Origin of the sequence: Mesorhizobium sp. M1006 (assembly GCF_040318825.1) — a bacterium.
Taxonomy (GTDB): Bacteria; Pseudomonadota; Alphaproteobacteria; order Rhizobiales; family Rhizobiaceae; genus Mesorhizobium.
Window position 1 is genome coordinate 1 of record NZ_JAMYMZ010000041.1, and the last position, 15,671, is coordinate 15,671.

Annotated in this window: 12 protein-coding genes; 5 read left to right on the top strand and 7 right to left on the bottom strand. The window is 63.2% G+C overall.

The annotated features are described in order from the left end of the window. Positions 1-142: 142 nt before the first annotated feature. The 6 genes from aat to NKH60_RS27035 form a co-directional block, all read right to left on the bottom strand. Complete coding sequence (aat, locus tag NKH60_RS27010; RefSeq protein ID WP_023674821.1) at positions 143-760, bottom strand: leucyl/phenylalanyl-tRNA--protein transferase; 618 nt, start codon at positions 758-760, stop codon at positions 143-145. A 15-nt stretch (positions 761-775) separates the two neighbouring features. Then, on the bottom strand, positions 776-2,119 hold the full coding sequence (gene accC / locus NKH60_RS27015) for an acetyl-CoA carboxylase biotin carboxylase subunit (RefSeq protein WP_023674822.1): 1,344 nt from the start codon (positions 2,117-2,119) through the stop codon (positions 776-778). Between the two features lie 19 nt (positions 2,120-2,138). Further along, positions 2,139-2,597 carry an acetyl-CoA carboxylase biotin carboxyl carrier protein gene (gene accB / locus NKH60_RS27020; RefSeq protein WP_292662508.1) on the bottom strand — a complete coding sequence of 153 codons (459 nt, stop codon included), beginning with the start codon at positions 2,595-2,597 and terminating at the stop codon, positions 2,139-2,141. Positions 2,598-2,623: 26 nt separating this feature from the next. Further along, on the bottom strand, positions 2,624-3,058 hold the full coding sequence (gene aroQ, locus NKH60_RS27025) for a type II 3-dehydroquinate dehydratase (RefSeq protein ID WP_023717478.1): 435 nt from the start codon (positions 3,056-3,058) through the stop codon (positions 2,624-2,626). A 163-nt stretch (positions 3,059-3,221) separates the two neighbouring features. Then, positions 3,222-4,025, bottom strand: a complete 804-nt coding sequence (locus NKH60_RS27030) for a DsbA family protein (protein WP_352451092.1) — start codon at positions 4,023-4,025, stop codon at positions 3,222-3,224. A 70-nt stretch (positions 4,026-4,095) separates the two neighbouring features. Next, positions 4,096-5,490, bottom strand: coding sequence for a M48 family metalloprotease (locus tag NKH60_RS27035; protein WP_352874026.1), 1,395 nt, complete (start codon positions 5,488-5,490; stop codon positions 4,096-4,098). A gap of 144 nt (positions 5,491-5,634) precedes the next feature. On the opposite strand from NKH60_RS27035, the gene NKH60_RS27040 reads away from it, so the two are divergent. Then, a complete protein-coding gene (locus NKH60_RS27040) occupies positions 5,635-6,783 on the top strand; it encodes a pyridoxal phosphate-dependent aminotransferase (protein WP_352874028.1) in 1,149 nt (382 codons plus the stop codon). 11 nt (positions 6,784-6,794) lie between these two features. Continuing rightward, entirely contained in the window at positions 6,795-7,742 is a 948-nt protein-coding gene (locus tag NKH60_RS27045) for a glutaminase (RefSeq protein WP_352874030.1), read from the top strand. Between the two features lie 197 nt (positions 7,743-7,939). Here NKH60_RS27045 and NKH60_RS27050 read toward each other — a convergent pair whose 3' ends face one another. Beyond that, entirely contained in the window at positions 7,940-10,939 is a 3,000-nt protein-coding gene (locus NKH60_RS27050; RefSeq protein ID WP_352874032.1) for an Rne/Rng family ribonuclease, read from the bottom strand. A gap of 668 nt (positions 10,940-11,607) precedes the next feature. Between NKH60_RS27050 and NKH60_RS27055 the strand changes: the two genes are divergently transcribed. From NKH60_RS27055 to NKH60_RS27065, 3 genes are read left to right on the top strand one after another with little or no spacing between them, the layout of a single operon-like run. Then, a complete protein-coding gene (locus NKH60_RS27055) occupies positions 11,608-12,870 on the top strand; it encodes an N-acetylmuramoyl-L-alanine amidase (RefSeq protein WP_352874034.1) in 1,263 nt (420 codons plus the stop codon). Between the two features lies 1 nt (position 12,871). Next, positions 12,872-13,054, top strand: coding sequence for a hypothetical protein (locus NKH60_RS27060; RefSeq protein ID WP_352457449.1), 183 nt, complete (start codon positions 12,872-12,874; stop codon positions 13,052-13,054). Positions 13,055-13,084: 30 nt separating this feature from the next. Further along, entirely contained in the window at positions 13,085-15,541 is a 2,457-nt protein-coding gene (locus NKH60_RS27065; protein ID WP_352874036.1) for a penicillin-binding protein 1A, read from the top strand. The last annotated feature ends 130 nt before the right edge of the window (positions 15,542-15,671 follow it).

Genomic DNA, 15,671 nt, shown 5'->3' on the forward strand with positions numbered 1-15,671 from the left:
CGCTGAGGGAGGGCGGCTACCCTCTCTCAGCGTTCCTTTCTGACCCATTCGGCAGCGAAAGTCATAAGACAAGCAATTCCAGGAAGTGTGAACGGCTTTCCGTCCGGAATTGCGTTTCCGTGAAACGATGAGCCATTCCAGGTTATGGAAAAAACACGGCCTCGCCCTTCAGCGCCTCGGCCAGCATCTTCTCGTACTTGCCGCGCGGCACGTCGATTGCACCGAAGCGTTTGAGATGCTCGGTGGTGAACTGCGTATCGAGCAGTGCAAAGCCACGCGCCTTCAGGCGTTCGACGAGGTGAACCAGGCAGGCCTTTGACGCGTCGGTCTCCCTGGCGAACATGCTCTCGCCGAAGAACACGCGGCCGAGCGATACGCCGTAGAGCCCCCCGACCAGTCGGTCGTTGTGCCAGGCCTCGACCGAATGGCAATGGCCCATCCGATGCAGCTCGATATAGGCTTCGCGGATCGGCGCGTTGATCCAGGTCGACCGACGTTCCTCGCGCCTTTCAGCGCAGGCCTCGATCGTCGCCTCAAAGTCGAAATCGATGCGGAACTCGAACAGGTTCTTGCGGATCGTCTTTCTCAGGCTTTTCGGTATGTGGAACCCGTCGAGCGGAATGATGCCGCGCGTCTCCGGCCGCACCCAGAATACTTCGGGGTCATTGGCGCTTTCGGCCATCGGGAAGACGCCGGAGGCATAGGCTTTGAGCAAAAGGTCGGTCGGGATGCGATAACCGGGTGCGTAGGGACGGGTCATCGCTTCGCCCCTGTATCACTCGCCTTCGGCCAGGTATTTTTCCAGCCAATGGATGTCGTAGTCGCCATTGGCGATGTCGGCGTTGCCAACGAGGTCGCGAAACAGTGGCAGCGTCGTCTTGATGCCGTCGACGACGAATTCGTCGAGCGCGCGCCGCAGCCGCATCATGCATTCGACGCGGTTGCGGCCATGCACGATCAGCTTGCCGATCAGGCTGTCGTAGTAGGGCGGGATCTTGTAGCCCGAATAGACGCCGGAATCGACGCGGATGCCGAGGCCGCCCGGCGTGTGGAAATGGGTGATGGTGCCCGGCGAGGGGGTGAAGGTGCGCGGATCCTCGGCATTGATGCGGCATTCGATGGCATGGCCGTGGAAGCGGATATCCTCCTGGCGCACCGAAAGCCCGCCGCCCGAGGCGACGCGGATCTGCTCGTGCACGAGGTCGATGCCGGTGATCGCCTCGGTCACCGGATGTTCGACCTGCAGGCGCGTATTCATCTCGATGAAATAGAACTCGCCGTCCTCATAGAGGAATTCGATGGTGCCGGCGCCGGAATAGCCGAGATCGGCGATCGCCCTGGCGCAGACGCCGCCAATATGCGCGCGCTCCTCGGCATTGAGCGCCGGCGAGGGCGCTTCTTCCCAGACCTTCTGGTGGCGGCGCTGCAGCGAGCAGTCGCGCTCGCCGAAATGCACGCCGCGCCCGGCGCCGTCGCCGAACACCTGCACTTCGATATGGCGCGGCTTCTGCAGATATTTCTCGATATAGACTGCGTCGTCGCCGAAGGCCGCACCCGCCTCCGAGCGTGCCGTCTGCAGCGCCACCTCGAGATCGGCCTCGCTACGCGCCACTTTCATGCCGCGCCCGCCGCCGCCGGCCGATGCCTTGATGATCACGGGGTAGCCGATCGCGGCGGCAATGCGCTTGGCTTCCTTGTCCTCGGTGACCGCGCCGTCGGAGCCGGGCACCACGGGAATGCCGAGGCGTTTTGCGGTACGCTTGGCCTCGATCTTGTCACCCATGATGCGGATATGGTCGCCGGTCGGGCCGATGAAGGTGATGTTGTGCGCGGCGAGGATGTCGGCGAACTTGGCGTTCTCCGACAGAAAACCGTAGCCGGGATGCACCGCGTCGGCGCCGGTGATCTCGCAGGCGGCGACGATCTGGTGGATGTTGAGATAGCTGTCGCGCGACGGCGGCGGGCCGATGCAGACGCTCTCGTCGGCGAGACGCACATGCATGGCGTCGGCGTCGGCGGTCGAATGCACCACCACCGTCTGGATGCCGAGCTCCTTGCAGGCGCGCAGCACCCTGAGGGCGATTTCGCCGCGATTGGCGATGAGGATTTTCTGGAACATCTTTCGCCTGTTCCCGGCTCTACTCGATCACGACGAGCGGCATGCCATATTCGACCGGCTGCGCATCTTCAAACAGGATCGCCGTCACCGTGCCGGCGCGCGGCGAGGGGATCTGGTTCATCGTCTTCATTGCTTCGATGATCAGCAGCGTCTGGCCTTCCTTGACCTTCTGGCCGATTTCGATGAACGGCCTGGCGTCGGGCGACGGTGCCAGATAGGCGGTGCCGACCATCGGCGAGGCAACGGCGTTCTTCGACACGTCGGGCGTCGCCGGCGCGGCCGCTGCCGCAGGCTGCGCAGCTGCCGGGGCATAGGCCGGCTGAGCTGCGGCGACGGCATGGACGGCCGGCGCCTGCCGCGAGACGCGCACCTTCAGATCGCCCAGCTCGACCTCGATCTCGGTCAGGTTGGTGTCGTTCAGTATGCCCGCCAGATCGCGGATCAGCTGCTGGTCAACACCGTTCTTCTTTATCGACATTTTCGAGCCTTCTGTTTGTTGGCCGGTCATAGGCGTGCAGCCAGCGCCTGCAGCGCCAGCGTGTAGCCGAGCGGCCCGAACCCGCAGATCATGCCGACGGCGACCGGCGCGACCATGGAGACGTGGCGGAATGGTTCCCGCGCGTGGATGTTGGAGAGATGCACCTCAGCGACCGGCAGCGGCGCGACGGCGCGGATGGCATCGTGAATGGCGATCGAGGTATGGCCGTAGGCGCCCGGATTGATGACGATCGCGGCGGCCTTGTCGGCGGCCTCGTGGATCCAGTCGACGAGGTCGCCCTCATGGTTCGACTGGCGGAAATCGATCTCCAGCCCAAGTGCGGCACCTGCCTGCTTGCAGTCGTCGGCGATCGCGGCAAGCGTCTTGCCGCCATAAATGCCCGGCTCGCGCTTGCCGAGCGCGTTGAGATTGGGGCCGTTCAGGACGAAAACCGTTTTCAAAAAATGCCGACCTTTCCCGGCGCGGCTAAGCCGGCGCGCCGGACCCTCTATAATGGGCATAGACGCTGGCGAAAAGAGCGCAAGTGCGTTCTTTCGCCGTCCACAACAGCCGGAAAACGGCCCGTGCCAGAAACCCGCAGCCTAATCGAAACCCGAATGCTGATCAGAGCGCGGCCTTCGCCGCCTCGATCTTTTCGGCCAGCACTTCCTGGCCAAGCGCGCCGAACACCACCTCGTTGCCGACGACATAGGACGGCGTTCCGGTGATGGCGAGCTTGGTGGCGAGGTCATAGGTCTTGGAGAAGGCCTCGGTGATGCTCGGGTCCTTCATCTTTTCGCGCAGCGCCGCCTCGTCGGCGCCGAGCGACAGCGCCACCTTGATCGCCGCCGCCTCGGTGGCGCGCCCCTGGCCGCCGAGCAGGGCATTGTGGAATTCGCCGTATTTCTCCGGCTTCATCAAATGGAAGGCCATCGAGACGACGCTCGCCTTCTGCGAATCCGGGCCGAGGATGGGGAACTCCTTGAGCACGAAGCGCAGGTCCGGATCGGCCTTGGTCAGCGCGCGCATGTCGTCGATGGCGCGTTTGCAGTAGCCGCAATTATAATCATAGAATTCGACGATGGTGACCTTGCCGTTCGGATTGCCGACAACACCGTCGAATGAGGAATTGAAGATCTGGTCCTTGGCGTCTTTGATGACACCGAGACTGGCGACGCGCTGTTCTTCCTTCTGCTTGGCCTCGAGTGCCTGCTGGGCCTCCAGAAGCACTTCCGGGTTCTTCAGGAGATAGTCGCGGACGATGCCTTCGACTTCGGCACGGTCGAGCTTGGTACCTGAGGACGTCGTCTGGGCAAGCTGTGCCGTGCCGGCCTTCGCCGTCTGCGGATTGCCGGCGACGAAGCCGAACGCCAGCATGGCGAGAGCCGCTGCCACTCCGGTAGTGCCCAGCAGAATTGCCTTTGTCATGATCCTCGATCCTCTTGCCTGTGTTCGGGTCCGCCCGGTTTGGCTGTGTCGCAGCCTGCGTCCGAAAGGTTCACTTCTTCTTACCTGATGGTGCGTAGTTTATAATGTCCTGCGCGCGAAGCCAGCCCGGCTCGCCCCGCTTCATGCTCTGCTGCGCCCGCATGGCGAAGATTTTCGCATTCTTGTAGTCGCCGGAATAGAAATGCCCTTCGGCGGTTGCAAGCTCGGCGGCCGGGATGTTGCCGAGTTCCCCGTAAGCCTGTGCCAGATAGCGGTATCCGGCGGCGTTTTCGCGATCCCGTCCGAGGCCGGTGTTGATCTGCGCCACCGCCTTCTTCAGCGAATCCTGCGTGCCGATCGCCATCAGCGCCTGGCCGTACGAGACCGGCAGCAGCCCCGATCGCGCCGGATCGAGGCTGACCGACTTGGCATAGGCGTCCGCCGCATCCTTCGGCCGGTTCGCCTTCATCAGGATGTCGCCGCGCAATTCCTGGAAATAGGGATTTTTCGGCTGTTCCTTGATCAACGCGTTGGTCTTGGTGAGCGCCGACGCCAGATTGCCGAACAGATAGGTCATCTGCGCGTCGCCATAGCGTGAGGCGAGGCTGCCGGGGTTCTTGCGCATCAATCGCGACGCCGCCGCCTGGCCCTGCATGTAGGCGGCGATCTTGATGCGCATCATGTCGTGGCGCTGCTGCAGTGCCGGCGGGTCGACCTTGTCGACGTAAGGGCTCTGCTTCACCAGCACTTCGAGATTGGCGATACGCTCCTGCGGCATCGGATGGCTGATCCTGTAGGGATCGACTTGCGCGCCCGAGAGCGACAATGCGTTCTGGAAGCGGCCAAACGTCTTCAGCATGCCCATGCCGGACTGGCCGGTTGCATTGAGATAGGTGATCGCCGAACGGTCGGCGGTCATCTCTTCGGTGCGCTGATAAGCGAGGATACTGCGTTGCGCCATCTCGCCGCCGCCGGCCACCACGCCCATGCCGGCGCCGGCGAGACCGCGGCTGTTGCTGGTGGCGCCGGCCACCATGGCGCCGGCGCCAAGCAGCGTCGCCAGGATCGCCATCGTCTTGGCGCGCTCGAGTTGTTCTCGCAATTTCTGCTGGTGTCCGCCGGCGATATGGCCGGCCTCGTGGGCAATGACGCCAATGATCTCGTTGGGCGTTTCGGCCGCCATCAGCGCGCCGGTGTTGATGAACAGGCGGCGGCCGGCAACAAAGGCGTTGAAGCTCTGGTCGTTGACCAGCACGATGTTGATGGCGTCGCCCGACAAGCCCGCCGCCTTGAAGATCGGCCGCGCGTAATCGCGCACCAGCGCCTCGATCTCGGCATCGCGCACAACCGGCACATTCTGCGCAAAGGCATTGACCGAGCCGGCCATGGCGACCACCGCAGCAAGCGACAGCGTCGCGAGGGCGCGCGCTGTCCTGGCGATCGTCGATTTGGGTCGGCTCAACATGGCAGGTCCACTGGTAGACGAGTGGGCGAAGGATGAAAAGTCGGCAGCCTAAACTTACCGAACTTGTGATCCCCACACCAATCGGGCATTTGTGCGGCGCGGCCAGCATGGCCGGCACGTGTGGACAAGTGTGGTGGATTGAAAATGGTTGTTTCGCTTTCGCGCCGCGGCGCGGTCGAACCGTTCCATGCCATGGACATCCTGGCCGAGGCGAATCGGCTGAAAGCCAAGGGCCTGCCGGTCGTTTCTATGGCCGTCGGCCAGCCTTCCGATCCGGCGCCGGCCGGGGTTCGCGAAGCGGCGGCCAATGCCTTGAAAGCAGGCCGCATCGGCTATACCGACGCGCTGGGCCTCGCCGGTCTACGCAAGGCGATCGCGACGCATTATGGCGAGCACTACGGGCTTGACGTTTCGCCCGAGCGGTTAGCCGTCACCACCGGATCGTCGGCTGCCTTCAACCTCGCTTTCCTGGCAATGTTCGATCCAGGCGACCGCGTCGCCATCGCTGCGCCCGGCTATCCTGCCTATCGCAACATCATGGCCGCGCTCGGCATCGACATCGTCGAGATCGAGTTGGACGGCGCCGCCTATCTGCATGCCGAGCACCTGCAAGCCGCGCATCGCGAAAAACCGCTGAAGGGCGTGCTGTTCGCCAGCCCAGCCAACCCGACCGGCGCGGTCATTCCCGCCGGCGATCTCGAGGCGCTGGTCAAAACGGCGCAAGAGCTCGGCATCGCCGTCATCTCGGACGAAATCTATCACCGGCTGGCCTATGCGGCGCCCGACACGACGGCGCTTGCTTTCGGCGCGGATGTGACGGTGATCAATTCCTTCTCGAAATATTATTGCATGACCGGCTGGCGCATCGGCTGGATGGTGCTGCCGCAGGAACTGGTGCGGCCAGTCGAGCGCATCGCCCAGAGCCTCTACATCTCGCCGCCCGAACTGTCCCAGATTGCCGCGATCGAGGCATTCAAGGCGACGCCAGAGCTGGAAGCGGTGAAGGCGCGCTATGCCTGGAACCGCGAGCTCCTGATACAACGCCTGCCGGAGCTCGGCTTTGCTTTGGCCGCGCCCATGGACGGCGCGTTCTACGCCTTCTGCGACGTCACCAGGCACACCAATGACAGCATGGCGTTTGCGCGCAGGATGCTTGCCGAGGCGCATGTGGCGGCGACGCCGGGCCGCGATTTCGACCCGCTGCAAGGCCATCGCACGATGCGCTTTTCCTATGCCGGCAGCCACGACGACATGGTCGAGGCGATGGCGCGTATCGAACGCTGGCTGAAGTAGCGGGGGCGACGATGCCGGAGCTTGAACAGGCGCCCCAGCTTGAACAGGCGTTGCGCGAGGTCGCTGCCGAAATGGCGGAGCGTACCGATCGCGGCGACGTCGCCAGCTATATCCCCCAGCTCGGCAAGATCGATCCGAAAAAATTCGGCATTGCCGCGGTGACCAATGACGGCCGCGTGCTGACCGCGGGCGATGCCGACGAGGCGTTTTCGATCCAGAGCATCTCAAAGGTGTTCACGCTGACGCTGGCGCTCGGCAATGTCGGCGACGCGCTGTGGCAGCGGGTTGGGCGCGAACCTTCGGGCAATCCGTTCAACTCGATCGTCCAGCTCGAGCACGAGAACGGCATTCCGCGCAATCCATTCATCAATGCCGGCGCCATCGTCGTCTCGGACATCCTGCTTGCCGGCCATCAGCCGCGCGAGGCGATCGGCGAGATCCTGCGCTTCATCCAGTTCCTGGCCGATGACGACACAATCGTCATCGACCGCGAGGTCGCGGCGTCCGAACGCGCCACCGGCTTTCGCAATTTCGCGCTTGCCAATTACATGAAATCGTTCGGCAATCTCCACCATGCGCCGGAACTGGCGCTGGGCGTCTATTTCCACCATTGCGCTATCGCCATGAGCTGCCGGCAACTGGCCCTGGCCGGCCGCTTCCTTGCCAATGCCGGCAAGAACCCGGCGACCGGGCATTCCGTCGTGTCGGCCGAGCGCGCCCGCCGCATCGGCGCGATGATGCTGACCTGCGGCCACTATGACGGCTCCGGCGACTTCGCTTTTCGCGTCGGCATTCCCGGCAAGAGCGGCGTTGGCGGCGGCATATTGGGGATCGTGCCGGGCGTCGCCTCGCTTGCCGTCTGGTCCCCTGGCCTTAATGCCAATGGCAATTCCAGGCTGGGCTCGATCGCGTTGGAAAAACTGGCGAAGATGATGAACTGGTCGATCTTCGCGCCATAAGCATTTGCAGCCAAATGGAATCACTTGGCGCCCGCACAAATGCGGCAAAACAAACAGTTAGAGCGGAATGCCCCATTCAATTTGAATGCATTCCGCTCTGGTGCCTGTCGCCTGAATTGGGGAAAAAAAATCCCGCGCAGCCGATCGGCTGCGCGGGGTTTTTTTAATCAGAAAATCTGGCTAATGCACGGAAAAGCTTAGAAAAAGCCCTTCCGTTGCCACCAGCCGGCACGCTTCGGCTTGTCCTCGGCCTTTGCTTCCTCGGTCTTTGCCTCGTCGGCCTTTGCCTCGTCCGGGACGATCGAGGAGACGACCGGCACGACCGGAGCATCCACCGGTACGGGCTTGCGCCGCGACGGCCGGACCTTCGGCGTTTCCTCGGCAGCCGCCACTTCGGTCTCCTGCGACACCGGTGCGGGGGTCTCGCCGGAAGCCACGGAGGCGGCCTCGGCAGCCGATGTCTCGGCGCCCGCAATCTCGGCAACTGCTTCCGCCGCAACCTTCTTCGGCTTGGCGGCGCGGCGCGGCTTCTTCGGCTTTTCGGCGCTCGGCGTGTCGTCGTTCGCCGGAGCACGCACCGCAAGCTCTTCGGCCGGCGGCGCACCTTCCGGCTCGCCGGTCACGGGCTGTGCTTCCGACACCGCACCTTCCGTCATGGCGGCCGGCTCGCCGGCGCTGGCTTCGATCTCGCCTTCGCCCTCTTCGCGGCGATTGCGCTTGCCGCCGCGCTTGCCGCGCCGGCGCTTCTTGCCGTGACCGTCGTCCGCCGCTTCCGCCGTTTCGGCAACACCGGCCGGCGCTTCACGTTCCGCTTCGGCGCCTTGGTCGCCCGCGGCTACGAAGGCGTCGTCCGTCGGCGCCGAAACGGAAGCACCTTCCACAGCAGCGCCATGTTCGCGGTCCGCGTGTTCACGATCCCCGTGTTCACGATCCCCGTGTTCACGATCCTTGCCGCCGCGCCGTCTGCGGCGCTTGCGGCGCTTGCGATCGCGGCCTTCGCCGTCCTCGCCGGACCTTGGCTGCTGCGGCTGCTGGGCAGGGCGTGGCTGCTCGGCCTGCACCGGTGCCTCGTCTTCCTCTTCGATGACGATCTCGTCCTCGGGTTCTTCCGGCTCGACATAGGCCGGGAACGTGCGCGCCTCGACAAAGCCTTCCGGCTTTTCGGCCAACGCGCCGCGGAAGATGGCATAGTGTTGTGCACCGACCGCGTCATCGGCTTCGATGGTGATGGTCACGCCGAAGCGATGCTCGAATTCCACCAGCGTGCCGCGCTTGTGATTGAGCACATAGAGCGCGGTCGCCGCCGGCGTCCGCACCGTGATGTGGCTGCGCGAATCCTTGAGCAGGAATTCCTCGATTGCCCGCACCACCATCAGCGCGACCGACGAATCGGAGCGCACATGGCCGGTGCCGCCGCAATGCGGGCAAGGCTTCATTGTCGATTCCAGCACGCTGGCACGGATGCGCTGGCGCGACATCTCCATCAGGCCGAAATGCGAGATGCGGCCGACCTGGATGCGGGCACGATCGTTCTTGAGGTGATCCTTCAGCCGCTTCTCGACGGAGCGGTTGTTGCGGTTCTCCTCCATATCGATGAAGTCGATGACGATGAGGCCGGCGAGATCGCGCAGCCTCAATTGCCGGGCGACTTCCTCGGCGGCTTCCAGATTGGTGTGAAGTGCGGTGTCCTCGATCGAGTGCTCCTTGGTGGAACGGCCCGAATTGACGTCGATGGCGACCAGCGCTTCCGTCTGGTTGATGATGATGTAGCCGCCGCTCTTCAGCGTCACCTGCGGCTGCAGCATGCGGTCGAGCTGCGCTTCGATGCCGTTGCGCACAAAGATCGGCGTCGTGTCGCGGAACGGCTGAACCACCTTGGCGTGGCTCGGCATCAGCATGCGCATGAAGTCCTTGGCCTCGCGGTAGCCTTCTTCGCCGGAAACCAGGATCTCGTCGATATCCTTGTTGTAAAGGTCGCGCACCGAGCGCTTGATCAGGCTGCCTTCCTCGTAAACCAGGGCAGGGGCCGTGGACTGCAGCGTCAGATTGCGGACGTTTTCCCAAAGCCGCATCAAATATTCGTAGTCGCGCTTGATCTCTGCCTTGGTGCGGCTTTCGCCTGCCGTACGCAGGATGACACCCATGCCTTGCGGCACTTCGAGATCGGCGACCACTTCCTTCAGCCGCTTGCGGTCCTGCGCATTGGTGATCTTGCGCGAAATACCGCCGCCGCGGGCCGTGTTCGGCATCAGCACCGAATAGCGGCCGGCCAACGACAGGTAGGTGGTCAGCGCTGCACCCTTGTTGCCGCGCTCTTCCTTGACGACCTGCACCAGCAGGATCTGCCGGCGCTTGATCACTTCCTGGATCTTGTACTGGCGACGGACCGGCTTGCGGCGGTTGCGCACTTCTTCCAGCGCGTCCTCGGCGCCGACCGATTCGACCTCGTGATCGTCCGGATGCGAGGATTGCACCTCTTCCAGCATGCCGCGATCATTGTCTTCGGAGGTTGCTTCGCCGCTTGTCTCGGCCCCGCTTGTCTCGGGCCCGCTTACCTCGACTTGCGGGACGGCTTCCGAGATTACGTCGGCATCGACGCTGGCAGCGATGGAACTGGAACCGCCTTCGGACGGCTCGGTCTCACCGCGATCGGCGGCTTCATCGCTCTGCCCGGCGGCACCCTCGCTCTGTCCGGCAATGTCGGACATGGTGTTGTCGTCAACGGCATCCAGTTTTTCTGCGACGGCATCTTCGCCGTTCTCGCCATTCTCGCCGTCGGCCGCGCCTGCCTCGCGCCTGTGCTCGCCGCGGTCGCGGCTCTTGCCGCCGCGCCGGCGTCCGCGCTTGCCACGGTCGCGGCTCTGGCGGTCCTCGCCTTCGGCGGCTTCCTCGTCCTCTTCGTCCTGGGCTTCCTGTGCTTCCGCACGCAGCAGCGCCTGACGGTCGGCGACCGGAATCTGGTAGTAGTCGGGGTGTATTTCACTGAAGGCGAGGAAACCGTGACGGTTGCCGCCATATTCGACAAAGGCTGCCTGAAGGGAAGGTTCGACGCGCGTTACGCGGGCGAGATAGATGTTTCCTTTGAGCTGCTTCTTGTCCTGGGATTCAAAGTCGAATTCTTCAATACGGTTACCGCGAACGACGACAACGCGTGTTTCCTCCGGGTGGGAGGCGTCTATCAGCATTTTGTTGGGCATTATTTCGTTTCCTCCCGGCAGCCGTCGGCCGCAGCTTGCGAGGCAATGCCCGCTGCCGTGGACCTGGGACATGGGTGCCGGACAATTGAACGTCCGCCGGCCGCTGCCTGAGCGCCATGGCGGTGCCGCCCGCAGCCGTAGTGGCGCGGTTTGTTGCGGACCTTTCCATGATTGCGCTTGAAGCCATCGTCACCAGCAGAACCTTTTGAACCAAAGCCCGGGAAAAACCGGACCAGCTTGTTTGCTCATACAGAGCCGGCACGGGACAATCCCGGCCGTTTTGCTCACGCAGGCGATTCCCCCGCCACGGGAGCACGCCTGCGAAAATCGTCGCGATCACCGATGCCTTCTTCGCCTGAAGCGAAAGGAGCCGTCTTGCGTCTGACCTGTAGCAGGAAGCTGCGGAGGAGGACGGTTCCAGGATTGCAGTGATCCACCATCGCTTTTATGATTTGGCGGGTTGGAAGGCAACCCCGATTCCCGATGCCGGCAAAAAGCCGTTCCGCAGCGGAAGCCCAGGTCCCAAGCCTTCCATGAAAAGGCTTGGTTAACCTTCTCTGGATACCAATCGTTAATCGAGTTCGCGGTCTGCCGGCACTTTGACAAGCGACAGGGCACTTCGACAAGCGATCGGGCATGACGCCAAAACGGGAGCGATTGGTAGAAAGATGGGACTGGCAGGCGTCGCAGACAAGGGCCGTCATCATGGAGGCTGGTTCTTCCGCACCGCCTGCCTGCTGCCGCTGATCCTGGCTTGCCTGGTCTTTTCGCCGCTTTCGCGTGCTGCCGACGTACCGCTCGGCGCCATAAGCTACAAGATGGCCGGCGATGCCACCAAGACGCGCATCGTCATCAATTTCGACCGCGAGCCCGACATCAAATGGTTCCTGCTGCGCGGCCCCAATCGCCTGGTCATCGATCTGCCGGCCACCAAATTTGCCCTCAATGCCAAGGATGTAGAGCCGCGCGGCCTTGTCCGCGCCGTGCGTTACGGCGAGCTCGGCGAGGGGAAATCGCGGCTGATTCTCACCGGCAAGGGACCGTTCGCCGTCGACAATCTCGACGTGCTCAAGAACGGTGACGGCAACGGCTACCGCATCGCCATCGACATGTCGGCGGCCTCGCAGCGGGAATTCGACGCAGCGCTCGCCAATCAGGCGCTGACCACCGGTTCGACGGTCTCCGCCGACAAGGCCGGCAGGGTCGGTACCGGCCCGGTCTCCAATCCGGGCCATCGTTTCACCGTCGTCGTCGATCCCGGCCATGGCGGCATCGACGGCGGTGCCGAGGGCCTGAACGGTACGGTCGAAAAGAACGTGACGCTCGCCTTTGCCATGGAACTGCGCGACAAGCTCGCCGCCAGCGGCAAATACGACGTGTTCCTGACGCGCGAAACGGACGAGTTCCTGCGGCTCGACGACCGCGTGCGCATTGCCCGCCAGCATGAGGCCGACCTGCTCATCTCGATCCATGCGGACACGATCAGCCTCAAGGGCATTCGCGGCGCAACCGTCTACACCGTGTCCGACAAGGCTTCCGATCCCGAGGCGCAGGCGCTTGCCGACCGTGAAAATCTTTCCGACCAGTTCGCCGGCATGGAGATCAAGGACGACAGCAAGGAAGTGACCGATATCCTGATCGACCTGATCCGCCGCGAGACGCATAATTTTTCGATGAGCTTCGCCCATACTCTCGTCGGCCAGCTTTCCACCAGCGTCGGTCTGATCAACAACCCGCAGCGTTCTGCCGGCTTCAAGGTGCTGAAGGCGCCGGACGTTCCATCCGTGCTGGTCGAACTCGGCTATCTGTCGAACGCCAAGGACGAAGCGCAGTTGCTCAGCGCCGATTGGCGCAATAAGGCGACCCAGAGCATAACCAACGCCGTTGCCCTGTTTGCTTCGGCCAAGAGCGGAACCGGGGCCGGAGGCTGAAATGTCCGCCGGCGCCCACAACCTGAAGCAGCGTTGCACGGCGACAACACCCTGTGCTTTTATTTCCGGCATTCGAAACCGAAATCCCGCGCTGCCGTATTTTGCCCACATGGTCGCGACATGGATTTTGCGATTACGGTTTGGGATCGTCCCGAAAGCTTGCGTGAAGGGCGGCTTCGTTTAGGAAATTCCCGAACCAAGGACTGGAGCGGGTATGATTCGTCTCATTGGCTATTTCTTCGGCATCGGCACGACGCTGGCCCTTTTGGTCGCAGCGGGCGTGGCGATCTATATCGGCCATTTGTCGAAGGACCTGCCCGATTACGAGGTGCTGGCCAAATACGAGCCGCCGGTGACGACCCGCATCCACGCGTCGGATGGCGCGCTGATGGCCGAATATGCGCGTGAGCGGCGGCTTTATCTGCCGATTCAGGCGATCCCGGATCGTGTCAAGGCGGCCTTCCTGTCGGCCGAGGACAAGAATTTTTACAATCACCCCGGCATCGACGTGACCGGCCTTGGCCGGGCCATTGTCGTCAACCTGCAGAATGTTGGTTCGGGAAAGCGCCAGGTCGGCGCCTCGACGATTACCCAGCAGGTGGCGAAGAACTTCCTGTTGTCTTCAGACCAGACCTACGAGCGCAAGATCAAGGAGATGATCCTCGCCTTCCGCATCGAGCAGGCCTACTCGAAGGATCGCATTCTCGAACTCTATCTCAACGAGATTTTCTTCGGCTTCGGCGCCTATGGCGTCGCCGGTGCTGCGCTAACCTATTTCGACAAATCGGTGAACGAGCTCACCGTGGCCGAAGCCGCCTATCTCGCCTCCCTGCCGAAGGGGCCGAACAACTACCATCCCTTCAAGCATGCCGATCGCGCCTTGGAGCGCCGCAACTGGGTCATCGACCAGATGGTCGAGAACGGCTACGTCACGCATGAAGAAGGCGAGAAGGCCAAGGCCGAGCCGCTCGGCGTCACGCCGCGCCGCAGCGGCAACTATCTCTTCGCCGGGGAGTATTTCACCGAGGAAGTGCGTCGCCAGATCATCGCGCGCTACGGCGAGAATGCGCTCTACGAAGGCGGCCTTTCCGTCCGCACGACGCTCGATCCGAAGATGCAGCTGATTGCCCGCAAGGCCATGCAGAACGGACTTATGAAGTTCGACACGCTGCGCGGCTACCGCGGGCCGGTCACGAGCATCGACGTTTCCGGCGACTGGGGCGTGCCGCTGGGCAACGTCAAGCGGTTGGAGGACGTGCCGGAATGGTCGCTCGCCGTCGTGCTCGACAGCTCGGCCACCGGCCTGTCCATCGGCCTGCAGCCGACGCGCCAGATCTCCGGCGAAATCGTCAAGGACCGCGTCGAAGGCACCATCAGCAAGGAAGACATGAGCTTCGCCATGCGCCACGTCGTCGACGGCAGGACCGTCAAGGCGAAGTCGCCGGCCGACGTGCTGAAGCCGGGCGACGTGATTTTTGTGCAGAAGAACGACGGCTCGGACAACAGCTACAGCTTGCGCCAGGTTCCCGAAGTGGAAGGCGGCCTGATCGCCATGGATCCGCATACCGGACGCGTCCTGGCCATGGTCGGCGGTTTCTCCTACGCGCAGTCGGAGTTCAACCGGTCGACGCAGGCTATGCGCCAGCCGGGATCGTCGTTCAAGCCGATCGTCTATTCGGCCGCCCTCGACAATGGCTATACGCCCGCCTCCGTGATCATGGACGGGCCGATCACCATCCAGAGCGGCAACACGACCTGGACGCCCAAGAATTACGACGGAACGGTGGCCGGCCCGGCGACCTTGCGGTCCGGCATCGAGAAATCGCGCAACCTGATGACGGTGCGGCTTGCCAACGACATGGGCATGAAGCTGGTCGTGGAATATGCCGAGCGTTTCGGTGTCTACGATCACCTGGCGCCGTATCTGCCGATGGCGCTGGGATCCGGCGAGACGACGGTGATGCGCATGGTGTCGGCCTATTCGATCATGGCCAATGGCGGCAAGTCGATCAAGCCGTCGCTGATCGACCGCATCCAGGACCGCTACGGCAAGACCGTCTTCAGGCAGGACGAACGCGGCTGCTCGAACTGCAACGCCGCCGAGTGGCAGAACCAGCCAGAGCCGGAGCTGGTCGACAATTCCGAGCAGGTGCTCGATCCGATGACCGCCTACCAGATCACATCGATGATGGAGGGCGTCGTGCAACGCGGCACCGGCGCCACCATCAACGAGCTCGGCCGTCACATCGCCGGCAAGACCGGAACGACCAACGACGAAAAGGATGCCTGGTTCATCGGCTATACGCCGAACCTCGTTGTTGGCCTCTATATGGGCTACGATCAGCCGAAAGGCCTTGGCAAGGGCGCGACCGGCGGCGGCCTTGCCGCGCCGATCTTCAAGGATTTCATGCGCGTGGCGCTGGACGGCACGCCCAATGTCGACTTCAAGGTTCCGGACGGCATGAAGCTGATTGCGATCAATCGCAAGACCGGCATGCGAGCCAACGCGGGTGACGCCGGAACCATCATCGAAGCCTTCAAGCCGGGTACCGGTCCCGCCGACAGCTACTGGGTGATCGGCATGGGTGCGGACGGCTCCAACGCCACCGGCGGGGCGCTGTCGCCGCAGGCCAACCAGGCCATCCAGTCGGGCGGCGGCGGGCTCTACTGACAATCGCTACACCGGGTCGGGCCGGCTTGACGATGATGGTCGAGCCGGTCCATTCCGCTTTACAGGGGCCGGTACATTACAGCGGCCGGCGCTTTACAGGAGACCGTGCCGTCCCTATGTATCGCGCCAC